Raw genomic sequence first — 21,608 nt, forward strand, 5'->3', positions numbered from 1 at the left:
AATTTTCAAAGATCTAATGAAATCCTGAGTAGGCGTTTGGACATGTTCAATTGCGGCCGTACCTGTCGGTACAGAGGCCTACCCCGCTGCGCTTTAAGCAGCGGGGTAGGCCAGTCTTTAGTGTTCGGCGAGGTCGCGAACGGCCTTCACATCGGCCGCCGAAACGGCAGGCGCCTTGTTCGTCCAGCCTTCGCGCAGGAAGGTGGCGAGCGCCGCGATCTCCTCGTCGGAGAGACGGTTGTCGTAGCCCTGCATTCGCAGCTTCATCGGGCGGTCAGGCGTGGAGGGCAGTTCGGCGCCGTGCAGAATGACGCTGATCAATCCCTTGGACGATTTCGCCGCGACCAGCGAGTTGCCGTCGAGTGCCGGGAAGGTTTCGCCGGCGCCCTTGCCGTTGACGAAGTGGCAACCGCTGCAGTTGTCGAGATAAAGGCGGGGCCCGAGCGGGATATCCGGCTTGGCTTCCGTCAGCATCTTTTCCGTCTCCGTCGCCACCGGGGTTGCCGGCGCGGCCGATGCGTTACCTGCCGGCGGGGTCCCGATCTTCTTCAGGTAGGTGGCAATCGCCAGATTGTCCTCCTGCGTCAGGTACTGGGTCGAGTCGCGCACGACGAGCATCATTTCGCCGGTCGCGGTCGAGTGGGCGTTACGCGCCGTCGCGAGATAGGCGGCGGTCTCTTCGGTCGTCCAGGTCTGCGGGCCGCTTGCCGGACCACGCAGGTCAGGCGCGGTGTAACCGTCGATTTCGCCGCCGCTCAGGAAGGCCTTCGACGTGCTGTCGATACCGTCCTGCGCCATGAACAGGTTGCGCGGGCTGTGGCAGGCGGCGCAGTGGCCGGCGCCTTCGACAAGATACTTGCCGCGGTTGAACTGCTCGTCCTGACCTTCTTCCGGTTTGAAACCGGCCTCATAGCTGGCTGCCAGCCAGTTCCAGGCGCGCAGACCGAAGCGCATGTTGAAGGGGAAGGAGAGTTTGGTTTCCTCGACCTTGTTGGAAACCGGTTCGACCTCGTGCATGAAGTAGTCGTAAAGCGCAACGACATCCTCCTCCGACATCTTGCGGTAGTTCTCGTAGGGCATGGCCGGATAGAGATGCGTACCGTTCGGGGTCACGCCATCGTAAAGCGCCGCGCGAAAATCGTCGAGCGACCAGTTGCCGATGCCGGTTTCCTTGTCGGGGGTGATGTTGGTGGTCCAGATCGTGCCCATCGGGCTCTGGATGGCACGGCCACCCGCAAAAGGCTTGCCGCCTTCAGTGGTATGGCATGCCATGCAGTCGCCGGCGCGCATGACGTATTCACCATGGCCTTCGGCAGGCTTGAAATCCGCCGCGAGCTGGGTGACCGGGCCGGTACGCTGTACCGGCACGAAGATGAAGGCGAGAAGGGCGATGACGCCCAGGACGACGAGGACGCCGAGAACGTGAATGAATGTTTTCATCGATGTTCTCCTCAAACCAGCGGACGCGGATTACGCAGGTAATCCGTGCGGATGGCATGGGCGGCCCAATAGGCGAGACCGCCGACCATGCCGGTCGGGTTGTACTGGGTGTTCTGCGGGAAGGCGCCGGCGCCCATCACGAAGATGTTGTGCTTGTCCCAGGCCTGCAGATAACGGTTGACCGCAGAGGTCTTCGGGTCGGCGCCCATGACGGAGCCGCCGACATTGTGCGTCGTCTGGTAAGGACGCACGTCGTACATCGCGCCTTCCTTCTTGAAGCCTTCCTGCATCGAGGTCGGGTTCATCGATTTGGCGATCGGTTCCATCTTCGACTTCATGAACTGCGTCATGCGGATGTCGTTCGGATTCCAGTTGAAGGTCATGCGCATCAACGGACGGCCAAGCGGATCCTTGTAGGTCGGATCGAGGTCGAGGAAGTTGCCACGATAGGACATGTGCGAACCGTGCGAACCGATGTTCATGGAATGGCCGTACCATTCGCCCACTGCCTGCTTCCACTTCGACCCCCAGGTGGGAGTGCCTGCGGGAAGCGACATGGAGCGGATCGGCTGACCGTTGGTCTGACCGGAACGCCAATAGGCACCACCGATAAAGCCTTCGCGACCGAAATCGATATTGTCCATGCCGAAGTCGTCGATCGACATGCCGTTCGCGCCGGTGCCGATGAACGGGTTGAAATGCTCGTCCTTGAAGAACAGCGTGTAGCCGCCGTTCATCTGGTAGGCATAGTTACGGCCGGTCGTGCCTTCGCCCGTTACCGGATCATAAGGCTTGCCGATGCCCGACAGCAGCATCAGATGCACGTTGTGCAGCTGGTAGGCGGCCAGAATGACCAGATCGGCCGGCTGGAACACTTCCTCGCCGGTCTTGTAGTCATAATAGGTGACGCCGGTGGCTGTCTTGCCGTCCGGCGCCATTTCGACCCGCAGAACGTCGGATTCGGTGCGGTATTCGAAGTTCGGCTTGCGCTTCAGGGCATCGAGGATGGCCGTCTGCGGCGAGGATTTCGAATAGTTGTAGCAGCCGTAACGCTCGCAGAAACCACAGTGGTTGCACGGCCCCATCTGCATGCCGTACTCGTTCACATAGGCCTGCGAGGCGATGCCGCCCGGGCTCGGGAATGGATGACAGCCGGCAGCCTTGGCAGCTTCGGCAAACTTCGCGCCGTCCCAGGTGGTCGGCATGGCCGGCATCGGGTATTCGCGCGAACGCGGCGCCTCGAACGGGTTGCCGCCCTCGACGATCTTGCCCTTGATGTTTCCGGCCATGCCGGAAATGCCGGCAACATGCTCGAAGCGATCGAAGAAGGGCTCCAGTTCCTCGTAGGTGACCGGATAGTCCTGAAGATGCATGTCTTCCGGAATGATGCCGGCGCCCCAGCGCTCTTCCACATAGGAGCGCAGACGGTATTCCGACAGCTGCGGACGCCAGTTCAGGCCGTTCCAATGGGTGCCGGCGCCGCCCACACCGATGCCGGGCAGGAACGAGCCGAGGCTGCGGTAAGGCAGGGCGGTTTCGTTGACGTCGCGGCGGATGGTGACGGTCGAGTTGTGCGGCTTCTGCATCATGCCGAGGCGGACGCCGTATTTCAGCTCGTCGATCATGTTCGGATACTGGAAGTTCGGAACCGTATTCTGATCGTGGCCGCGCTCAAGCGCGACGATTTCTAGACCGTCCTGCGCCAGTTCCATGCCGAGGATGGAGCCGGTCCAGCCGAGACCGACAATGACGACGTCTTTTTTCTTTTCTGTGCGTGCCATGATCTCAGGCCCTTTCGCCGGAAATGGAAACGGGGCCGAGCGGGTATTTGACGTTGTGCTTCAGGACCCATTCCTTGTAGGCGCCGCGGGCGCCGGGGAAACCGATATAGGTCCAGGCCTGCATGCCGTGATTGCCGCCATACATCGGGTCGGCAAAGTAACCTTCCTTGGTGTTGGCGAGCAGGATCGTGAAGAATTCGCGCAGTTCCGGCGCAATCTTCATCTCGTCCTTCTGGAGCGAGGTCAGCGCCTTGTCCTGAGTTTCCGCATCCAGTTCGGCAAAGATCTTGCCGTGGGTGGTCTTGCACCAGTCGTCAAAGACCGGGATGGCCTGCTGGTAGATCTGCAGCGGGTTGAGCGGGGTCTGCCAGCCGCGCAGCGGGCTTGCCGCAGCATCGTGCGGGCCCTGCATGTACCAGTCGGCTGCCTTGCCGTAATCGCCGGCGAGCTGCTTGTCGATGAAGACCGGAACACGCGCCTCGATCGCGCCTGGGCCTTCCCCGTCCGAGGGGATCAATCTTGCTACCGCTGCCATCACGAAAGCCCACTCCGTGGGCTTGAGACAGTCCGGCTTGTATTCGGTCAGAGCCACCGGTTCTGGCTTCTGTTCGGCTTTTGCGGGAACCGCTGCGATACCCGCGATGGCTGCGCTTGCCGCCGATGCCTTCAAAAAGGTTCGGCGAGACGGCAGCCCCGGAACGTCTCTCATGTCTTGCTCCTTCGTCCGCGTGAGATGCCCCACGCGGCGGGTCAGGAAACTGACGCGTCATTTTAGCGCAGGACAATGTGACACTGCGGCCCTACGCCTCGGTCGGGGGATGTGCAAGGTCGTTATGGTTGAAATTACTGCATTTGCATTTAATGGCGAACAAACTTTGCGCATGTTCAAATGATCGTGCCGTTTTCGTCGCCAACCACGGGCTTTGGCGAACATCAATTTCTCCTCCGCGACCAGGATCGCCCGAGAAGGGGCTGACGGAGCAGGGAGGGCAGCGGCCATACGCCCCCGTGCCATGCGCATGCTGTACAAGGCGCGCTGTACAAGCGCGTTCGGCTTGGCTAAACCAGCCCGGCATCCTCATAACCAGAACAGAGGCGTGTTCTCATGACCGACCCCCTGCATCTTGCCCGGCAATTTCCCGCGGACTTCCTGTTCGGCGTCGCAACGGCCGCCTTCCAGATTGAGGGTGCGACGAAGGAGGGCGGGCGAAAGGCCTCGATCTGGGACGCCTTTTGCAACATGCCGGGTCGCGTCCATGCCCGCCACAACGGCGATATTGCCTGCGATCACTACCACCGCTTCGAACAGGATCTCGATCTCATCAAGGAGATGGGCGTCGAAGCCTATCGCTTTTCTATTGCCTGGCCGCGCATCATTCCCGATGGCACCGGCCGCATCAACGAAGCCGGGCTGGATTTCTACGATCGCCTTCTCGACGGCATGAAGGCGCGCGGCATCAAGGCCTATGCGACGCTCTATCATTGGGACCTGCCCCTGGCGCTGATGGGTGATGGCGGCTGGACGGCGCGCTCGACGGCCTATGCCTTCCAGCGTTACGCCCAGGTGGTGATGGCAAGGCTCGGCGACCGGCTCGATTCGGTCGCGACCTTCAACGAGCCCTGGTGCTCCGTCTGGCTGTCGCATTTGTACGGCGTGCATGCGCCGGGCGAGCGCAGCATGGAAGCGGCACTCGCTGCCATGCATTACACCAATCTCGCCCATGGCCTCGGGATCGAGACCATCCGCGATGCCGCGCCGAACGTGCCGGCCGGGTTGGTGCTCAACGCGCATTCGGTCATTCCCGGCACGCAGGAACCCGAAGACAGGGCTGCGGCCGAGCGCGCCTTCGACTTCCACAATGGCGCGTTTTTCGACCCGGTCTTCCGTGGCGAATATCCGCCGTCGCTGGTCGCCGCGCTGGGCGATCGCATGCCGCCGGTCGAGGAGGGGGATCTTGCGGTCATCTCGCAAAAACTCGACTGGTGGGGGCTGAATTATTACACGCCCATGCGCGTGCTTGCCGATCCGAACGAGGATGCCACATTCCCCGCGATGCGGCCGGCACCATTCGTCAGCGACCGGATCACCGATATCGGCTGGGAAATTCATGCGCCGGCCATGGCATCCCTCATCGAGGATCTCTACCGGCGTTACGACCTTCCGGTCTGCTATGTCACCGAAAACGGCGCCTGCGACAATACGGAACTTGTCGACGGCAAGGTCGAGGACGACATGCGTCTCGAATACTATGCCGACCATCTGGCGGTCGTCGCCGATCTGGTAAAGGCCGGTTATCCGATCAAGGGCTATTTCGCGTGGAGCCTGATGGACAATTTCGAATGGGCGGAAGGCTATCGCATGCGCTTCGGCCTCGTCTATGTCGACTACGAGACCCAGCAGCGGACGATCAAGAAGAGCGGAAACTGGTATAGCGCGCTGGCTTCGGCTTTCTCTTCGTCAGGGGAGCAGGATCCCGCCTAGAAGAGAGAAGATTATTTCCTGCCGCATCGCACAAACGGAAAACCATCCCTGTGCAGTTGTCGGCGAGGGCCGCATAAGTCTTCGTCAGAAGAGACAGAACTCTCTGCTGCAACCGCGCATACCGAAAGCCGTCAGAAAATGCTTGCCTCCCGTGTTTGTCTTCGAATGTGCCGCTGATTGGCTAAAACGCCATTAAGCGGTTATAGAGCCGCCAGTTCAAGAAGACCAACACCCGAGAGTAGACTATGACAATCCAACAAGCGGTAACCCGCACCGCGCCGGAGGCCGATCAGGCGGTCACGACGCATCCGGTGCCGATGGTTGCCTTCGAAGGCGTCGGAAAGCGTTACGGCCCCGCTGGCGAAGGCGGCTTTACCGCGCTTGCCGATATCGATCTCACCGTCGCACGCGGCGCCATCACCGGTATTATCGGCCGCTCCGGTGCTGGAAAATCCACGCTGATCCGCCTCGTCAACGGGCTGGAAAAGGCAACGACCGGTAAGGTGATCGTTGATGGCATCGAGGTCGGCGGGCTTGGCGAGGATGGTCTGCGTGGCCTGCGCCGCCAGATCGGCATGATCTTCCAGCACTTCAACCTGCTTTCATCGCGCACCGCTTTCGACAACGTGGCACTGCCGCTGGAAATCGCCGGTGTCGACAAGGCAACGATCAGGGCCAAGGTCGGGCCGCTGCTCGATCTCGTCGGTCTCGGTGACAAGGCGAACCGTTATCCCTCGGAACTGTCCGGCGGCCAGAAGCAGCGCGTCGGCATTGCCCGGGCGCTTGCGACCGATCCAAAACTGCTGCTCTCCGACGAAGCCACCTCGGCGCTCGACCCGGAAACCACGCAGTCGATCCTCGAACTTCTCAAGCGCATCAATGCCGAACTGAACCTGACGGTTCTCCTCATCACCCACGAGATGGAAGTGGTGAAAACCATTGCCAGCCATGTGGCAGTGATCGATGCCGGCCGTATCGTCGAAGCCGGCCGCACATTCGACGTTTACGCCAACCCGAGCCATGAGACGACGCGCACGCTTCTGGCGTCTGCGCTCAACCTGCCGGAATGGCTGCGCAACAGCATCAAGCAGGTTCCGTCTGTTGGCGACCGCGTTCTGGTTCGTCTGGTGTTCTTCGGCGAAACCGCCTTCAAGCCGCTGACTGGCCGTCTGGTTGCCGAGCTTGGCTCCGACGTCAACATTCTGGCCGGCGGTATCGAGGAGATCGGCGGCGAGCCTTTTGGTTCGCTGGTCGTCTCCTATTCGGCCGACCCCCAAGTCGTCGCTCGCGCGGAAAAATTCTATGCCAAAACCGGCCTGACCACGGAGGTTCTCGGTTATGTCGCTTGAGATGATGATCAGCCTTATCCTCAAATCGCTTGGCCAGACCGGCCAGATGGTGGCGATCTCTGGCCTGCTCGGCTCTCTGATCGGCCTTCCGATCGGCATTTTCCTCGCCACCAGCGGCAGGGGTGAACTGTTCCCGGCGCCGATGGTCAACCGCATCATCGGCCTGATCGTCAACGCCGCCCGCTCGACGCCTTTCATCATCATGGTCGTGGCGATCATTCCGTTCACCCGGTTCGTCACCGGCACCTCGATCGGCACCAACGCGGCGATCGTGCCCCTGACCATCGCGACCATTCCGTTTTTCGCCCGTCTGGTGGAAGCGGCGATCCGCGAGATCGACAAGGGCCTGATCGAGGCAGCGCGTGCCATGGGGGCGACCCCGATGCAGATCGTCTTCAAGGTTCTGCTCGCCGAAGCGCGTCCGGCCCTGATGGCCGCACTCACCATGACCATGGTCAGCCTGATCGGGTATTCCGCCATGGTCGGCGCTGTCGGCGGCGGTGGTCTGGGCGATCTCGGCATCCGTTACGGTTATCAGCGTTTCATGCCGGAAATGATGCTCGCCGTCGTCATCGTGCTGATCGTGCTCGTCCAGCTCGTACAGAGCGCCGGCGACGCACTGGCTCGCAGTTTCGACAAGCGCAATCGCAAGAACTGACTGTTTTTAGAGGGGTAAGATCATGAGACAACTGATTGTCGCGGCAACGCTTGCCGTCCTGTTTTCCACCGGTGCGGCACTCGCCGAAACGAAGAAGGTCGGCGTGACACCCGGCCCGCATGCGCAGCTGGTCGAAAAGGTCAAGGAAGTCGCAGCAAAGAAGGGTCTTGATCTCGATATCATCGAGTTCTCCGACTATGTCGTGCCGAACCAGGCGCTATCGGATGGCGATATCGACATCAACTCCTTCCAGCATCAGCCCTATCTGGACAACCAGGTGAAGGAGCGCGGGCTCGATCTCGTCAGCGTCGCCCAGTCCGTCAATTTCCCGATGGCGGGTTACTCCAAGAAGATCAAGGCGCTCTCCGAGCTGAAGGAGGGCGCGTCCGTTTCGATCCCCAACGATCCGAGCAATGGCGCCCGCGCCCTGCTGCTTCTGGCCGACCAGAAACTGATCACGCTCAAGGACGGCGTCGGCGTCAAGGCATCGGTTGCCGACATTACCGACAACCCGAAGAAGCTGAACATTCTCGAACTCGATGCCGCCCAGCTGCCGCGTTCGCTCGACGATGTCGATCTGGCCGCCATCACCACCAATTACGCGCTTGCCGCCGGTTTGAACCCGAAGTCGGACGGCATTTTCCAGGAAAGCACCAAGGCGCCTTATGTCGGCATCATCGCCGTGCGCGCCAAGGACAGCCAGGCCGACTGGGTGAAGACCTTCGTCGAGAGCTATCACAGCCCCGAGGTGAAGGCCTTTATCGAGGAAAAGTTCAAGGGCGCGATCACGCCGACCTGGTAAGCGCAACCGATTGCGCCGCCCCGTCATACGGTGCGGTGCCATGAAACCAAGCAAAAACCGTGAGGAACACCGAATGAAGAAGCTCATCCTTGCCGCAACGCTTGCGGCCTTCGCCGCCGGCTCCGCCCTTGCCGAAGATATCAAAGTCGGCGTCTCGGCCGGCGAACATGCCAAGATCATGGAAAAGGTCGCCGAGGTCGCCAAGACCAAGGGTCTCAACATCGATATCGTCGAGTTCTCCGACTATGTCGTGCCGAACCAGGCGCTGAACGACGGCGACATCCAGGCCAACTCGTTCCAGCACCAGCCCTATCTCGACAACCAGATCGCCGACCGCAAGTTCGATCTCGTCAGCATCGGCAAGACCATCACCACCCCGATGGGCGTCTATTCCAAGAAGGTGAAGAGCCTCGACGAACTGAAGGAAGGTTCGACCGTCGCCATCCCGAACGACCCGACCAATGGCGGGCGCGCCCTGCTGGTTCTGGCCGCCAAGGGCCTGATCAAGTTCAAGCCGGATGCCGGCATCAAGGTAACCCCGGCCGATATCATCGAGAACCCGAAGAAGATCGAGTTCGCCGAGATCGACGCCGCCCAGCTGCCGCGCTCGCTCGATGACGTCGATGCCGCCGTCATCAACACCAACTATGCCATGGAAGCCGGCCTCAACCCGCGCAAGGATTCCATCGCAATCGAAGGAGACGAGTCGCCTTACGCAAACATCATCGTTGTGCGCACGGCCGACAAGGATGCTTCCTGGGCCAAGACACTGGTAGAAGCCTACCATGACGACAGCATTCGCAAGTTTATCGATGAGGAATACAAGGGCGCGATCATCGCTTCCTGGTAATTGTCTCGCGTTTCATCCACTGCAATCGCGGCGGTCCGGTCATTCCGGGCCGCCTTTTTCATTGGCGAGGGTTTGCGCCTGCGATTTCACCGCGATAAACAAAATGTGAGTCCGGCAACGCATTCCGGGTTCGGGGGAAAACATGCGGGTCCTGTCATCGCGTCAAAAGCCGTCTTCTGCCGCGCAGCGCCGTTCGCTGGTGCGCTCGCTGCTGGTCATCTTTGCAGCGGTGATGGTGATCGTCACCAGCATGGTGCTGACCGCGCTCGACCGCGTCGGCGCGCATGCCGACCGGCTGGACGACGAACGCTCGCGCGAGACGACGATCGGTGCGCTGCAGACGTTCCGGGATCATCTCGGTGCCACGCTCAACGATTATGCCGCCTGGGACGATGCCGCCCGCCATGTCTATGACGCTGACGGCATGGACTGGGTAGTGGCCAATTTCGGCGAGATGACCGCCAACAGCAACCTGTTCGATGCCTCCGTCTTGCTCGATGCCGAAGGGCGTGCGCTGATGGTGTACGATGCCGGGCAGCCGGCGGACTGGTCCGTCGATCGCTTCTTTGATGCCTCCTTTGCGAAACTGTTCGACAGCGTGCGCCATGCCGCGCCCGGTTCGACCCCCGAGGCAAGCGCCTTCATCTCCACCGCACGAGGCATTGCGGCGATCGGCATTGGTCTCGTTCGCCAAAAGAATGGCACGATTGAGAAGGAGCCGGGCGAGCGCCGTTACCTCGTGCTGGCGCGGCATCTGAGCGATCCGCATATCAAGGCCATGGCCCGGACCTATGTTGTCGATGGCCTTACGCTGAGAAGCGCGGGCGAACGGCCGGCAAACCATGTCGCAATCCGCGACGTGCGGGGCGAGGCGATCGGTGTGCTCAGCTGGAGTTCGCGTCTGCCGGGGCGCGCCAGCCTGGCGCAGGTGCAGCCGCTCGTTCTTGGCGCGATTGCCATGGTGGCGATCTATTTCATTCTGCTGTTCGTCAGCGGATCGCGCCTGCTGCGCCAGATCAAGGCGGAAGAAACGGCCGCGCTGGACCTGTCGCGTCTCGATCCGCTGAGCGGGCTTGCAAATCGCTTCGGTCTTTTTTCCGATCTCGGACGGCTTGTGTCTCAAGCCGGGTCCGGTCAGGACGACGTGCTGCTGCTCTATCTCGACCTCGACGGGTTCAAGGAAGTCAACGACGCCTATGGCCACGCCACCGGCGACAACCTGATACGCGGCGTGGCGGCCGGCCTGAAGACGCTGATTTCCGGTCCGGCGACGATCGCGCGCGTCGGCGGTGACGAATTCGCCATTGCCCTGAACACTCGCAGCCAGGCGCGGAAGACTGCGGAACTATGCGAGCGGATCCTTGGTTTTTTCGGCGAGCCGTTCGTCATCGGCGAGCGCGTCGCCGTCGTCGGGTGCAGTATCGGCGTGGCGGTGTCGGCGCGCGGCACGGTTTCGGGCGAGGAACTGCTGCGCCGCGCGGACATGGCGATGTATCGTTCGAAGGAAGACGGGCGCGGTCGCTGGACCGTCTACGACCCGGCCATGGATACCGAACGTGAAGCGCGCAACCAGCTGGAGATCGACCTGCGACGCGCCATCGAAACCAGCGAGATCGGCGTGGTCTACCAGCCGGTCGTCGACGCGCGCGACGGACGGATGGTGTCGGTCGAGGCGCTGGCGCGCTGGGACCGGCCGGGGCATGGCGCCGTCAGCCCCGAAGTGTTCATCGGCATTGCCGAACGGACCGGCATGATCGATCAACTCGGTCTCTCCGTGCTGCGCACCGCCTGCCGGGCGGTCCGGCAATGGCCGGGCCTGCGCCTTGCCGTCAACATTTCGCCCGGCCAGTTCCGCGACCCGGCCTTTGCCGGGCAGGTCGCGCGGGCTTTCAGCGATCTTGGGATCGATCCCGGCCGGATCACGCTGGAAATGACGGAGAGCTATTTCATCCGCAATCCGGGCCGCGCGCTTGCCGCGATCGCCAGTCTGAAGGCTATCGGCGTCAAGATCGCGCTCGACGATTTTGGCTCCGGCTTCTCCAGCGTCGGCTATCTGCGCCAGTTCGGTTTCGACCGCATGAAGATCGACCAGTCGCTGGTGGCGACGGTGGCGGAGGGCGGCAGCGCGGTGGATCTGTTGCAGGCGACGGTCGCGCTGGCGCGCGCGCTCGACATTCCGGTGACGGCGGAAGGCGTGGAGACCGAGGACCAGGCCAGGATTTTGCGGCTGAGCGGCTGCGACGAGCTACAGGGCTACCTGTTCGGCCGACCGATGTCCGCGGATGCGATCGGGCGCATGGTGATGGAGCAAAGGGTCGTGAGCTGATGTCTGCCGGTAGGGGAAGAAATGCCATCGTCTCACTGGTCTTCTGTCTCTTAACGGTCACCGCTGTCGCATCTGCATCGGGTTTTTCTGCGTATTCCGGCTTTTTTGCCGGGTCTACCGAGACACCTTTTCAATGCGGTGAGCTGCTGTCATCCGGTGGTGATGACGAAGTCGCAATGCTCTTTTCGTTTATGATCGGTCCGTCCGTTCTCTGGCGGCTGTTCCGCTGGAACAGATCAATATCAGATGCAGAGGTGCTGGCGTTTTTTGCTCTGAATATTGGCGCGTTGGCGCTGACGCTCATGAGCTTGGACTGTGGTGATTTTTTCCTGACTGCATTCGTTGTTGGCGATCGGTATCTGCAGGCTTTTTGTATTTTCAGTGCGGCGGCGGCGGGTGTTTTGATCGCTCAGAAAGTGACCGGTTCTTCCAAGCAATAGAATAGGCGCGCGACGCGGCCGATCACTTGTGCTGGTCAAGATCGGCCAACATAGCACGGCGCAGAATCGCATTCAGTCGGGTCTGGTAACCTTTGCCCTGTCCCTTGAGCCAAGCCAGTACATCCGAATCTACCCGAACAGTGGTCGCGGTCTTTGTCGGTTTGTAGAACCGGCCCTGCACGGCGTTTTTCCAGAATGCTTCATCCAGTTCGGGAATGTCGCCAGTATCGATCTCATCGTCCGGCATTGCCGCCAGAGACTCGATCTCGGCCTTTTGCGCCTCGGTGAGAGGCGGCAGGTTGCTCAGGTCAACCTCATGGCGAACGGTTTTGCTCATAGCGCCTTCTCTCTTTCGGTTCGGCCCGACGCGCCGAGATGATGCGGATCACTTCAACACCATCCTCATCGTCCCACAGGGTGTGCGCCACCAGCAACAGCAGAACACCTTCCACGAGGCCCACTGTTTGCCATCGAAATTCCCCGCCCTCGATGCGGTCCTGGTCTGTCATGGCGAATGGATCGGCGAAGACACGGGTAGCCAACGGGAAGCTCACCCGGTGCTTGCGGAGATTGGCCTCTGCCTTTTCCGGATCCCATTCAAACCGTGCCCATGGTTCATATGTTAGTACGTTTTTGTACCAACACCAAGATCGGGCAAGCGTCGCGGATATCGGGGCATATCCGGCGCGTGTTCTTCATCAGCCGCCGATGTGTTTGTGCCCGCGCTTCTTGGCAAGCGCGATCTGCAGCTGGCGCTGGCGGTAACGCAGGCGGTCTTCTTCCGAGCGGCTGTCATAGCAGTTGGAGCAGGACACGCCTTCCTCGTATTTTTCCGAGGTGACTTCTTCGGCGGTGATCGGGTTACGGCAGGCATGGCAGAGCTTGTGATTGCCTTCCTTCAGCCCGTGTTCGACCGAGACGCGCTCGTCGAACACGAAACAGGCGCCTTCCCACAGGCTTTCCTCTTCCGGCACTTCCTCGAGATATTTCAGGATGCCGCCCTTGAGGTGATAGACTTCCTCGAAACCCTCCTGCTTCATGAAGGCGGTCGCCTTCTCGCATCGGATGCCCCCGGTGCAGTACATGGCAATCTTCGGCTTGTTGTGCAGGCCGGCATTGTTGCGCACCCAGTCAGGGAATTCGCGGAACGTCTTGGTATTCGGGTCGACTGCGCCTTTGAAAATGCCGATCGCCGTCTCGTAGTCGTTGCGCGTGTCGATCACGATAGTTTCCGGATCGGAGATCAGCGCATTCCAGTCCTTCGGATCGACATAAGTGCCGACGATGCGGTTGGGATCGATATCCTCGACGCCCATGGTGACGATCTCTTTCTTGAGCTTCACCTTCATGCGCACGAAGGGCATTTTCGACGCCCGGCTTTCCTTGTGCTCAAGGCTCGCAAATTCCGGCATGGCGCGCAGGTGAGCGAGCAGTTTTGCGATTGCCCCATCGGTGCCGGCCACCGTGCCGTTGATGCCCTCGCGCGCGAGAAGCAGCGTGCCCTTGATGCCGTTTTCATCGCAAAAGGCTTGCAGCGGCTTTTGCACGCCTTCGAAACGTTCGAAGCGGGCGAAATGGTAAAGGGCAGCCACAAGAAATGCGCCTGTGGCTTGCGGGCGCGCGAGGGTCTGATTGTCGGTCATGGCGCTGGAAATACAATTTTGGCCCAGTAAGCGCAACGGCCTATCTGCGCTACGCCCGGCGGGCGTGCACGGATCGGTATTTCTGGACATGGACGTCGAAACGGCCCGCAGACACACGCACGCATGACCGCCAGCAGGGGGGAGGGCTGGAGCGCGTGGAGGGCAACGCCGGCAAAGAACGAGGGACGGGCAGCCACCGGCGATCACCGGATCATGAAATGACGAAGGCTTGCGGCCGGGAAGGCGGCGCCCGCAGCATCCGGCGATCAGCCTTCCGCGGCCGCTTTCCACAGCAGCGCAATCGCCCGGCTCTCCTCGTCGATATCCTCGGCAAACACCGTGTCGGCGAGCGTCAGCGCCTGCTCGCGCAGCTTTTGCTGCTTGGCGATGACGGCGCCCAGCAGCCGCGCCAGCGTATCGCCGTCGCCGAACAGGTCCGCCTCCTCGTTGATCAGTTGCGTCAGCACCGAAAGATCATGCTCATGACCGAGAATCTCGACCAGTGTCTTTGCATCGTCATGCTTGGCGGCCATGGCGGAAGGCCACAGATCGCGCATCAGCGACAGATGCATCCAGTAGGTCTGGCCGGCCTTGCGCAATTCGTGAAACACATCCGCCTCGGGCTGCGCGTGACAGGCGGCCAGGGCCTCGGCCGAAGCCTTGCGCCGCTTGCGCCACGCCCGAGAGAGACGCTTTGCCGTCTTTTTCGGATCGTCGGTCAGCGTCAGCGCCTCCAATGCCTCGATCGCCTCGCCGGACTGGTCGATGGCAGACGCGATCTTTTGCGCAAGATCGGTTTCTGCGGCAACGATCCGGTCACGTCGCTCGATCAGCGCGTTCGACGCGAAAGTGAGCGCTGCGATCTCCTCGGGCGAGGCCGCATCCCCGACCAGATATTCGGTGGTTTCGATGAGCGCTGTGGCATCGCGCGCCGTGGACAGGGTCTTGGCGACATCGCGGATGCGGGCATTTTCCTGCTTTCGGAAATGCCTGGCATCGGAGCCGAGCAGACGATAGAGCGCACGCACCCGCTTGAAGCGCTTGCGCGCGTCGTGCACGGCCTTGTGCTGGCCGTCCGGCTGATCCCGCAACAGGTCGATCGCCCGCCTGAGCTGGCTTTCGGCAACCCGCCGCACCTCTTTGGTGAAAGGCTCACAAGGGCGGATTCGATAAGCCATGGCCCAACTCCGTGCTCAGGGTTTCATCGATCGCCATCGCCATGTTGGAGTAGCGCTTGTCGCCGGTCACTTCCCGGCCGAGCCATTCGGGAAGATCCGGCCTGTCATCGGTCGACTGCATTTCCACCTCGGCGACCACCAGCCCATGGTAGAAGCCGGCGAATTCGTCGATTTCGAAGGTGAAGCCGCGATAGTCCACCCGGTGACGGGTCTTTTCAAGGACAATGCCGATCGCGCCCCGCATCAGCTCCTCGGCGTCGGCAAGCGGAATGTCGTATTCGAATTCGTCGCGCACAAAAAGGTCGCGGCCGAGCTTGATCGTCAGGCGGGCCTGCGCGCCGTCGATAATGCGCACGCGGATGGAGCGATCGTCGCCGGTGGCGATATAGGCCTGCAGAAAGCTTTGGGTCTTGCCGGCTGCGGCTTTCCAGCCATCATCCGCCACCAGAAACTTGCGTTCTATTTCCTTGGCCATGCGCGCTCCGTTGTTAGGGGCAAACCTATGGCAAGGCATGGGTTTCGACCAGCCCCGCGTGATGTCGCGGCTTCATTTTTCCTCGACATCGCAGGGTCTGGAGAGTATTCCAGGCGCGACTTCAATCGTTTGATATGGATATCATGATGAGCGGCAAGACCGAGAAAGTCCTTTCCATCCTCAAGTTGCAGCCGGTCGTTCCGGTGCTGATCGTGGACGACGCGAAGTCTGCGGTGGATCTCGCAAAAGCCCTGGTTGCCGGTGGCCTGCGGGCCATCGAAATTACCCTGCGCACCCCTGCGGCCCTCGATGCCATCCGGGCGGTTGCAGCCGAGGTCGAAGGCGCCAATGTCGGGGCTGGCACCATCCTGAGTTCGAAGGATTACGAAGCCGCCGTCAAGGCCGGCTCGACTTTCATCGTATCGCCGGGCGTCGCGCCGGGCGTGCTGGCCGCTGCGGCCGATTCGGAGGTGCCCCTGCTTCCGGGCACGGCGACGCCGAGCGAGGTGATGACGCTGCGTGAAGCCGGCTACGAGGTGATGAAATTTTTCCCCGCCGAACAGGCCGGCGGCGCTGCCATGCTCAAAGCCTGGTCATCGCCGCTCGCGGGCATGATGTTCTGCCCGACCGGCGGCATTTCGTTGAAGAACGCCAGGGATTATCTGGCGCTGCCGAATGTCGTGTGCGTCGGCGGGTCCTGGGTCGCTCCGAAGGAGATGATTGCCGCCGGCGACTGGGCCGGCATCACCAAGCTTGCCTCGGAAGCCTTCGCCCTGAAGGCCTGAACGGAATATTTTGAGCGCGGTCATGAAGCGGTCCGTTGCGAGGACCGCCTCATGACATTTCCGTCATCCGTTTGATTTCGTCTGCCGCATTCCTATCTCCGGGTCATTGTTTCGCGATCAGGAGAATGAGATGTTCGACGCCAAGAAGCTTCTAGACCAGTTCCTCGGTTCGCAGGTGCCCGGTCTTTCGGGAAGCGTGCGCGATCGGGCCGGCCAGTTCGGCGATGTCGCCAGGAACAATCCGCTCAAATCTGCCGGCATCGCCGCTGCCATTCTCGGCACCAAGACCGGCCGCAAGCTGGCCGGCAATGTGGCGACGATCGGCGGCATCGCGGCCGTGGCCGGGCTCGGCTATCTCGCCTACAAAAACTACCAGTCCGGTAAGGCACCGGACGCCGCGCCGCAGCCGACGCCTGCCAGCAACGCGCCGATTGCCCTGCCGCCGCCTGATTCGGCGTTCAGCCTGCAATCGCCCCAGCTTTCCAACGATTTTGCGCTGACGCTGATCCGCGCCATGATCGCCGCCGCCAAGGCCGACGGCCATATCGACGCGGCCGAGCGCGCCAATATCATGGAAAAGGTGCACGAGGTCGATCTCGGTTCGGAGGCGGAAGCCTTCATCCGAGACGAGCTCGCCAATCCGGTCGATATCGACGATCTGGTGGCCGCGGCCCGCACGGAAGAGCAGAAGGTGGAGCTTTACACCGCAACCCGCCTTACCATCGATCCGGATACCCGCGCCGAGCGCGGCTATCTCGATCTGCTCGCCGGTCGTCTGAACCTGCCGGATGCGTTGGTCGATCATATCGATGCGACCGTTTCGGCCGCCAAGCTCGACGCCTGAACCGGTCCGTCCCGAAGATATCCCAGCTCGCGCATTCATGCGCGGGCCGGCCTGTTGCCTTTCGCCTGTGCCCCGCATAGCCTCCCTTCGTTCACAGCCGAGGCTTTCATGCGCGATCTTTCCACCTACCGTCCCGCCGCTCCCGCGCCCGTCACCCTTACGGGCCGTTTCGTCACGCTCGAACCCTATGAGCGCGCAAGACATCTTGCCGCGCTATGGGAGGCGCTTGGCGGTGCTGCCGGCATCAATGACCTCATCCGCTATTTCCCCAACGACCATTACGACACGCCGGAAGCTTTTGGCGCCTGGCTCGACCATGTGCGCGACGCATCCGGTTTCGTGACGCTGATCGCACGCGAAAACGCCAGCCGCGCGGTAATGGGCATGGCGAGCTATATGCGGCCGGATCCGAAAAACGGGGTCGTCGAGGTCGGCTCGGTCGCGCACGGACCGGCAATGAAACGTTCGCCGATGTCGACAGAACTGCATTACCTGATGGCGAAACACGTGTTCGAGGATCTCGATTATCGCCGTTACGAGTGGAAATGCCACAATGACAACGAACCGAGCAAGACCACGGCCAAACGGTACGGTTTCACCTTCGAAGGCATTTTCCGCCAGCACCTGATTTCACGGGGGCAGAACCGCGATACCGCGTGGTTTTCGATGATCGACAGCGAATGGCCGGTGATCGGCAAGGCTTTCGAGGCCTGGCTTGCGCCGGACAATTTTGACGCGGACGGAAATCAAAAGCGCAGGCTGGAGGATTTGCGCGCCGAGATTGCCGGGACACCTGACGCATGACGCCTGAAGCGAAATCGCAGGCGCTTGCCGCCGCCGTCATTCTCGGCGGCGCCATTCTCGTTCTTTATTTCCTGCCACCGCTGGTTCTGTGGATCGGCGCCTATTCACCGGTTCTGGCGGTGATCGTCGGCGCGCTGCTGATCCTCGGCTTCTTCTGGATTTTCTGGGCGCGGGCGCGCTATCAGCGGCGGCGTGACGGCCGGTAATCACGCCTGCAGCGAAGCGCCCAGCAGCGACAGGCCCATCAGCACGAGGAAGAGCGCTGCGACGATCTCGACACCAAGCGTGATTTTCTGCGCGCGAGCGGAGCCTGCACCGGCGAAACGGACCGCGACATCCTTGGCCGTGACGGCGAGCGTCGCGAGGATGGAGACGGTGATTGCGGTGCCGATCGACATGGCGAGCACCGACAGCGCACCGCCGACATAAAGCCCGTTCAAAAGCGAGAACGTCATCACCAGAATGGCGCCGGAACAGGGGCGCATGCCGACGGCCAGAATGGCCGACCATGCCTCCTGCAGGCTGAAATTGCGTCCACCCATGGCGGCGGCATCCGGCATGTGCATCTGACCGCAATCGGCGCAGACATTGCCGTGTTCGAGGTCGGAATGATCATGCACCTCGACAGCTTCGAAACGCAGGCCGGTCGGCCCGGTCGGGGCCGCCATGGCAAGTCCATTCAGCGCCGCCGGCCGGCGCAGCGACCCGATTTTGCGCACAAGCAGCCAGCAGCCGAACAGCGCGATCATGGCAAAGCTCGCCGCCTCCATCGCCCATGTGGCGCGGGTCAGCGTGATGCCGGTGCCGCGCAGCGCGAAATAGGCGATGATGACCAGAAGGATGGCGGCGACGCCCTGCAGCAGTGCCGAGAGGAAGGAGATCACCATGCCGCGTTTGAGCGCGGTTTCGTTGGCGATCATATAGGAGGAGATAACCGCCTTGCCGTGGCCGGGTCCGGCGGCGTGGAAGATGCCATAGGCAAAGGACAGGCCGATCAGGCTTGCCAAGGCGAAAGGGTCTTCGCGCATGGCTTTGAGCGCACCGGTCAAGGCGCGATAGAAACTCTGCTGATAGGTGTTGATCCACTGGAAATAGGGCGCCAGCGGACCGCCCAGGGAAAAGCTGGGCTCGGCCGAGCCGACGCCGAGCGGTGACTGGGCATAAGCTGTGGTGGCCAGGGCAAGGCTGGCAAAAACGAGGCCGGGAAGGAGGAGAACGCGAAGAATGGGCGTGAAACGGCGCGGGCTCAGCATGTCACCTCCATGCGCGTCGCGAAAAGCTTGGTCATGTCGGTGCCGGTCGGATCGTTGAAAAAGGCGTCGGTCAGCGTATCCTTGTTGGAGGCGATGACTTCGTCCGGATCGGGGCGAACCACGGTATGCGTGCAGGCGGCGAAACCCTTGCCTTCCACCTTCAGGTCGTTATCGGTTGGAAAATTGACTGCGGTGTACATCGAGGGATCGTAGATACCGAAGGCAAGCTTGCCTTTAAGCGGTACCGGCCTTGCCGGCTTGACGGCGAAGATGACGAGAATCTGGCCGTGCTGCCAGGAAACGTGGATGATGCCCGGCTCTGCCACGGGCACGTCCTTGCCGTCGACGGAGATCGTGGTGAAATAATGGAAATCCTCCATCGAGGCACGCATCGTCTCGCCCAGTTCCGCCAGTTCCTCATTGTCGAGCTTCAGGTCGGAATTCCTGTCGAAATCGAGGAGCACGCTGGAGGAGAACACCTCGTCGAACCGCCAGACATTGCGTAACTCGGCCAGATGACCGTCATCGCTTGCGACCACTTCCAACCGCGCATCGAGAAAGATATGCGGATGGGCAAGCGCGGGCAGGGGCATGGCACAGAGTGCTGCGGCAGCGATGATCGATCTGAAAAACTTCATGCTTCGGTTTCTTTGCCCAAATGATGCGAGGTGCAGTGACCCGCAAATAAGACGGAATTTCGGCTCCCTGATGACAGTGCCGTTATTGCCTCGAAATGCATGCACTCACCGTCAGACTTGGGTCTTGCGAAACCACGCGGTCAAAAAGTCCACGAAACTGCGCACCTTTGCCGGCAGATAGCGCCTATGCGGGTAAACCGCATAGATGCCCCGGTCCTTGACGATATAGTCGTCGAACAGCGTCACCAGTTCGCCGGACTGGATAAAGGGCAGGACGATGAAATCCGGCACGATGGCGACGCCGAGGCCCGCTTGCGCCGCGCGCAACGTCGCCTGCGGACTGTTGACCTCGATCGGGCCGGCGACCGGCACCGAAAGGGCGCCGCCGTTGGGATCCTGAAAACGGATATTGTTGTGCGAACGGGTATTGGTGTCGACGATGAAGGGTTTTCCCGTCAGGTCCTGCGGATGGTCGAACGGACCGAAGCGGGCGACGAAATCCGGCGTCGCCACGGCATAGACGCGGAAATCGGAGAGTTTGCGGGCGATGAGGCCTGAATCCTCCAGCCGGGTGATGCGGATGGCGAGATCGAAACTTTCCTCGATCAGATCGACAAAGCGATCCTCGGCGACAATTTCCAGCGCGATTTCCGGATTGGCGGCAGCGAAATCGATCAGCGACTGGCCGACCGGGGCATCGATGAAGGTGCGCGGCACCGACACGCGGATGCGGCCCTTGAGATCGGCATTGTTCTCGCGCACGAGATCGGCGAGATTGTCGATCTCTTTCAAAATGTCTGCGGCAGTGCGGAAATAGGTATGGCCGGCCTCGGTCAGCGAGAACTGGCGGGTGGTGCGGTTGAGAAGAAGCGCACCGAGATCGTCTTCGAGTTCGCGCACGTATTTCGACAGAAGGGCCTTGGAGCGGCCGGTGCGGCGGGCAGCGGCGGAAAAGCCTTCCGCTTCGACAACGTCGATGAAGGCGCGCATGCGGGTGAGTGTGTCCATGGTTACTCCAGCTTCTGGGCTTGACTTATAAGCCAAGCGCAAAGGCGAGCGCCACGTCTAATCTCTTAATATCTGAATGGCTTAAATGACCGATGATGGAGCCAATCCGAAGGCGGGATACCGCGACGGGTTTGTCGATCATAAGGTCGGATCGAGCCTTCAGCCCGTTCTGGTCGGAAGGCTCGATAGTAATGCAAAAATCTGCCTGTAAATCCATTGTCGATGTGAACTGGCAAACCGCGATGCCGCCATATTCGCGAGCGAGCAGAATATCATTGGTAATGACGACGGTGGGGCGAGGTTTGCCGTAATCCCCCGAAACGGCGACGCTTCATTCGAGGTCGCGGTCCTCGTTGTCAAACAACGATACCGACTCGATCCAACGCAATGATTCGGCCTCGACGTCAGGGTCCATGGCCGCGATTGCCTTGGCTATCCGCGCCTTGACCTCTGGATCGCTCACATCAGGCAATGCGGCGCGAATTTCCGGCCGCAAGGCATCCGCGACTTCCGTTTCATGAGCTCTTTGCTGGTTCCGGACAGATGGCATTCGACCTCTCCTGCGGACTCCTCACCGCCTAATTTAATACCGAGCATGTCGCACCGCAAATTCAACCTCGAGAGTGTTCTCGGATTATTTTTTCCTGTCCGAAAAAACCGCTTGATTATGACCGCGAATATTCTTATCTCCCGCCTTGCCCAAAGTCGCACGTGCCCATGGGTGTCCGCCGACCCTCGAATTGAGATCTATCTCTAAGGTGAGGTCATCGGTAAGGTACCTGGAACTAACCCCTCCAGTCGCTATTCCGGCCAACCGGGAAATGCGAGGACATCTGAAGCAACGACGGTGCG

The 21,608-nt window shown here is 61.1% G+C and carries 22 protein-coding genes and 2 pseudogenes; 11 read left to right on the plus strand and 13 right to left on the minus strand.

Features of this window, described 5'->3' with window-relative positions:
• Positions 1-117 precede the first annotated feature (117 nt).
• From ACQKKX_RS00705 to ACQKKX_RS00715, 3 genes are read right to left on the minus strand one after another with little or no spacing between them, the layout of a single operon-like run.
• Positions 118-1,440 carry a c-type cytochrome gene (locus ACQKKX_RS00705; RefSeq protein ID WP_427567856.1) on the minus strand — a complete coding sequence of 441 codons (1,323 nt, stop codon included), beginning with the start codon at positions 1,438-1,440 and terminating at the stop codon, positions 118-120.
• An 11-nt stretch (positions 1,441-1,451) separates the two neighbouring features.
• Positions 1,452-3,221 carry a GMC family oxidoreductase gene (locus ACQKKX_RS00710; protein WP_427567858.1) on the minus strand — a complete coding sequence of 590 codons (1,770 nt, stop codon included), beginning with the start codon at positions 3,219-3,221 and terminating at the stop codon, positions 1,452-1,454.
• 4 nt (positions 3,222-3,225) lie between these two features.
• Entirely contained in the window at positions 3,226-3,930 is a 705-nt protein-coding gene (locus ACQKKX_RS00715) for a gluconate 2-dehydrogenase subunit 3 family protein (protein ID WP_427567860.1), read from the minus strand.
• A gap of 396 nt (positions 3,931-4,326) precedes the next feature.
• On the opposite strand from ACQKKX_RS00715, the gene ACQKKX_RS00720 reads away from it, so the two are divergent.
• The 7 genes from ACQKKX_RS00720 to ACQKKX_RS00750 all read left to right on the plus strand — a co-directional run bounded on the left by ACQKKX_RS00720 (position 4,327) and on the right by ACQKKX_RS00750 (position 12,128).
• On the plus strand, positions 4,327-5,703 hold the full coding sequence (locus tag ACQKKX_RS00720) for a GH1 family beta-glucosidase (protein ID WP_427567862.1): 1,377 nt from the start codon (positions 4,327-4,329) through the stop codon (positions 5,701-5,703).
• A gap of 317 nt (positions 5,704-6,020) precedes the next feature.
• Positions 6,021-7,052: a methionine ABC transporter ATP-binding protein gene (locus tag ACQKKX_RS00725; protein ID WP_427569310.1), complete on the plus strand. Its 1,032-nt coding sequence runs from the start codon at positions 6,021-6,023 to the stop codon at positions 7,050-7,052.
• A complete protein-coding gene (locus ACQKKX_RS00730; protein ID WP_427567864.1) occupies positions 7,042-7,710 on the plus strand; it encodes a methionine ABC transporter permease in 669 nt (222 codons plus the stop codon). The genes ACQKKX_RS00725 and ACQKKX_RS00730 overlap by 11 nt, the downstream gene beginning before the upstream one ends.
• 22 nt (positions 7,711-7,732) lie before the next feature.
• Positions 7,733-8,512 carry a MetQ/NlpA family ABC transporter substrate-binding protein gene (locus ACQKKX_RS00735; protein WP_427567866.1) on the plus strand — a complete coding sequence of 260 codons (780 nt, stop codon included), beginning with the start codon at positions 7,733-7,735 and terminating at the stop codon, positions 8,510-8,512.
• A gap of 73 nt (positions 8,513-8,585) precedes the next feature.
• The gene (locus ACQKKX_RS00740; RefSeq protein WP_427567868.1) at positions 8,586-9,362 is read left to right on the plus strand and encodes a MetQ/NlpA family ABC transporter substrate-binding protein; all 777 of its coding nucleotides are present in this window, start codon (positions 8,586-8,588) and stop codon (positions 9,360-9,362) included.
• A gap of 142 nt (positions 9,363-9,504) precedes the next feature.
• Positions 9,505-11,688, plus strand: coding sequence for a putative bifunctional diguanylate cyclase/phosphodiesterase (locus ACQKKX_RS00745; protein WP_427567870.1), 2,184 nt, complete (start codon positions 9,505-9,507; stop codon positions 11,686-11,688).
• Positions 11,688-12,128, plus strand: a complete 441-nt coding sequence (locus ACQKKX_RS00750; RefSeq protein ID WP_427567872.1) for a hypothetical protein — start codon at positions 11,688-11,690, stop codon at positions 12,126-12,128. The genes ACQKKX_RS00745 and ACQKKX_RS00750 overlap by 1 nt, the downstream gene beginning before the upstream one ends.
• A 22-nt stretch (positions 12,129-12,150) precedes the next feature.
• On the opposite strand, the gene ACQKKX_RS00755 is transcribed toward ACQKKX_RS00750, so the two are convergent.
• The 5 genes and pseudogenes from ACQKKX_RS00755 to ACQKKX_RS00775 form a co-directional block, all read right to left on the minus strand.
• Positions 12,151-12,465 (minus strand): BrnA antitoxin family protein, encoded by a 315-nt coding sequence (locus tag ACQKKX_RS00755; RefSeq protein ID WP_427567874.1) that lies wholly within the window; start codon positions 12,463-12,465, stop codon positions 12,151-12,153.
• Positions 12,443-12,733: pseudogene (locus ACQKKX_RS00760) on the minus strand (BrnT family toxin); the annotation flags it as partial. The pseudogene ACQKKX_RS00760 and the gene ACQKKX_RS00755, both read right to left, overlap by 23 nt.
• Positions 12,734-12,826: 93 nt before the next feature.
• On the minus strand, positions 12,827-13,771 hold the full coding sequence (locus ACQKKX_RS00765) for a rhodanese-related sulfurtransferase (RefSeq protein ID WP_427567876.1): 945 nt from the start codon (positions 13,769-13,771) through the stop codon (positions 12,827-12,829).
• Positions 13,772-14,037: 266 nt separating this feature from the next.
• Positions 14,038-14,949: a CHAD domain-containing protein gene (locus ACQKKX_RS00770; RefSeq protein WP_427567877.1), complete on the minus strand. Its 912-nt coding sequence runs from the start codon at positions 14,947-14,949 to the stop codon at positions 14,038-14,040.
• The gene (locus tag ACQKKX_RS00775) at positions 14,924-15,424 is read right to left on the minus strand and encodes a CYTH domain-containing protein (RefSeq protein WP_427567879.1); all 501 of its coding nucleotides are present in this window, start codon (positions 15,422-15,424) and stop codon (positions 14,924-14,926) included. Before ACQKKX_RS00775 ends, ACQKKX_RS00770 begins: the two co-directional genes overlap by 26 nt.
• 146 nt (positions 15,425-15,570) lie before the next feature.
• Between ACQKKX_RS00775 and ACQKKX_RS00780 the strand changes: the two genes are divergently transcribed.
• The 4 genes from ACQKKX_RS00780 to ACQKKX_RS00795 all read left to right on the plus strand — a co-directional run bounded on the left by ACQKKX_RS00780 (position 15,571) and on the right by ACQKKX_RS00795 (position 18,063).
• Positions 15,571-16,209, plus strand: coding sequence for a 2-dehydro-3-deoxy-phosphogluconate aldolase (locus ACQKKX_RS00780; protein WP_427567881.1), 639 nt, complete (start codon positions 15,571-15,573; stop codon positions 16,207-16,209).
• A 130-nt stretch (positions 16,210-16,339) separates the two neighbouring features.
• Positions 16,340-17,053: a tellurite resistance TerB family protein gene (locus tag ACQKKX_RS00785; protein ID WP_427567883.1), complete on the plus strand. Its 714-nt coding sequence runs from the start codon at positions 16,340-16,342 to the stop codon at positions 17,051-17,053.
• A 108-nt stretch (positions 17,054-17,161) separates the two neighbouring features.
• Positions 17,162-17,857 carry a GNAT family N-acetyltransferase gene (locus ACQKKX_RS00790; protein WP_427567885.1) on the plus strand — a complete coding sequence of 232 codons (696 nt, stop codon included), beginning with the start codon at positions 17,162-17,164 and terminating at the stop codon, positions 17,855-17,857.
• The gene (locus tag ACQKKX_RS00795) at positions 17,854-18,063 is read left to right on the plus strand and encodes a hypothetical protein (protein WP_427567887.1); all 210 of its coding nucleotides are present in this window, start codon (positions 17,854-17,856) and stop codon (positions 18,061-18,063) included. The genes ACQKKX_RS00790 and ACQKKX_RS00795 overlap by 4 nt, the downstream gene beginning before the upstream one ends.
• Here the strand turns inward: ACQKKX_RS00795 and ACQKKX_RS00800 are convergent, their stop codons facing one another.
• The 5 genes and pseudogenes from ACQKKX_RS00800 to ACQKKX_RS00820 form a co-directional block, all read right to left on the minus strand.
• Positions 18,064-19,110 carry a nickel/cobalt transporter gene (locus ACQKKX_RS00800; protein WP_427567889.1) on the minus strand — a complete coding sequence of 349 codons (1,047 nt, stop codon included), beginning with the start codon at positions 19,108-19,110 and terminating at the stop codon, positions 18,064-18,066.
• Positions 19,104-19,748, minus strand: a complete 645-nt coding sequence (locus tag ACQKKX_RS00805) for a DUF1007 family protein (protein WP_427567891.1) — start codon at positions 19,746-19,748, stop codon at positions 19,104-19,106. The genes ACQKKX_RS00800 and ACQKKX_RS00805 overlap by 7 nt, the downstream gene beginning before the upstream one ends.
• Positions 19,749-19,859: 111 nt before the next feature.
• On the minus strand, positions 19,860-20,756 hold the full coding sequence (locus tag ACQKKX_RS00810; protein WP_427567893.1) for a LysR family transcriptional regulator: 897 nt from the start codon (positions 20,754-20,756) through the stop codon (positions 19,860-19,862).
• A 25-nt stretch (positions 20,757-20,781) separates the two neighbouring features.
• Positions 20,782-21,060: pseudogene (locus tag ACQKKX_RS00815) on the minus strand (type II toxin-antitoxin system PemK/MazF family toxin); the annotation flags it as partial.
• A gap of 27 nt (positions 21,061-21,087) precedes the next feature.
• Positions 21,088-21,306: a hypothetical protein gene (locus tag ACQKKX_RS00820; RefSeq protein ID WP_427567895.1), complete on the minus strand. Its 219-nt coding sequence runs from the start codon at positions 21,304-21,306 to the stop codon at positions 21,088-21,090.
• Between the last annotated feature and the right edge of the window lie 302 nt (positions 21,307-21,608).

The sequence above is a fragment of the Neorhizobium sp. NPDC001467 genome (assembly GCF_050275975.1).
GTDB lineage: Bacteria > Pseudomonadota > Alphaproteobacteria > Rhizobiales > Rhizobiaceae > Neorhizobium.

Coding starts and splice junctions, on each gene's coding strand:
- ACQKKX_RS00705 (WP_427567856.1), bottom strand. CDS start 1,440: ATGAAAACATTCATTCACGTTCTCGGCGTCCTCGTCGTCCTGGGCGTC.
- ACQKKX_RS00710 (WP_427567858.1), bottom strand. CDS start 3,221: ATGGCACGCACAGAAAAGAAAAAAGACGTCGTCATTGTCGGTCTCGGC.
- ACQKKX_RS00715 (WP_427567860.1), bottom strand. CDS start 3,930: ATGAGAGACGTTCCGGGGCTGCCGTCTCGCCGAACCTTTTTGAAGGCA.
- ACQKKX_RS00720 (WP_427567862.1), top strand. CDS start 4,327: ATGACCGACCCCCTGCATCTTGCCCGGCAATTTCCCGCGGACTTCCTG.
- ACQKKX_RS00725 (WP_427569310.1), top strand. CDS start 6,021: ATGGTTGCCTTCGAAGGCGTCGGAAAGCGTTACGGCCCCGCTGGCGAA.
- ACQKKX_RS00730 (WP_427567864.1), top strand. CDS start 7,042: ATGTCGCTTGAGATGATGATCAGCCTTATCCTCAAATCGCTTGGCCAG.
- ACQKKX_RS00735 (WP_427567866.1), top strand. CDS start 7,733: ATGAGACAACTGATTGTCGCGGCAACGCTTGCCGTCCTGTTTTCCACC.
- ACQKKX_RS00740 (WP_427567868.1), top strand. CDS start 8,586: ATGAAGAAGCTCATCCTTGCCGCAACGCTTGCGGCCTTCGCCGCCGGC.
- ACQKKX_RS00745 (WP_427567870.1), top strand. CDS start 9,505: ATGCGGGTCCTGTCATCGCGTCAAAAGCCGTCTTCTGCCGCGCAGCGC.
- ACQKKX_RS00750 (WP_427567872.1), top strand. CDS start 11,688: ATGTCTGCCGGTAGGGGAAGAAATGCCATCGTCTCACTGGTCTTCTGT.
- ACQKKX_RS00755 (WP_427567874.1), bottom strand. CDS start 12,465: ATGAGCAAAACCGTTCGCCATGAGGTTGACCTGAGCAACCTGCCGCCT.
- ACQKKX_RS00765 (WP_427567876.1), bottom strand. CDS start 13,771: ATGACCGACAATCAGACCCTCGCGCGCCCGCAAGCCACAGGCGCATTT.
- ACQKKX_RS00770 (WP_427567877.1), bottom strand. CDS start 14,949: ATGGCTTATCGAATCCGCCCTTGTGAGCCTTTCACCAAAGAGGTGCGG.
- ACQKKX_RS00775 (WP_427567879.1), bottom strand. CDS start 15,424: ATGGCCAAGGAAATAGAACGCAAGTTTCTGGTGGCGGATGATGGCTGG.
- ACQKKX_RS00780 (WP_427567881.1), top strand. CDS start 15,571: ATGAGCGGCAAGACCGAGAAAGTCCTTTCCATCCTCAAGTTGCAGCCG.
- ACQKKX_RS00785 (WP_427567883.1), top strand. CDS start 16,340: ATGTTCGACGCCAAGAAGCTTCTAGACCAGTTCCTCGGTTCGCAGGTG.
- ACQKKX_RS00790 (WP_427567885.1), top strand. CDS start 17,162: ATGCGCGATCTTTCCACCTACCGTCCCGCCGCTCCCGCGCCCGTCACC.
- ACQKKX_RS00795 (WP_427567887.1), top strand. CDS start 17,854: ATGACGCCTGAAGCGAAATCGCAGGCGCTTGCCGCCGCCGTCATTCTC.
- ACQKKX_RS00800 (WP_427567889.1), bottom strand. CDS start 19,110: ATGCTGAGCCCGCGCCGTTTCACGCCCATTCTTCGCGTTCTCCTCCTT.
- ACQKKX_RS00805 (WP_427567891.1), bottom strand. CDS start 19,748: ATGAAGTTTTTCAGATCGATCATCGCTGCCGCAGCACTCTGTGCCATG.
- ACQKKX_RS00810 (WP_427567893.1), bottom strand. CDS start 20,756: ATGGACACACTCACCCGCATGCGCGCCTTCATCGACGTTGTCGAAGCG.
- ACQKKX_RS00820 (WP_427567895.1), bottom strand. CDS start 21,306: ATGCCATCTGTCCGGAACCAGCAAAGAGCTCATGAAACGGAAGTCGCG.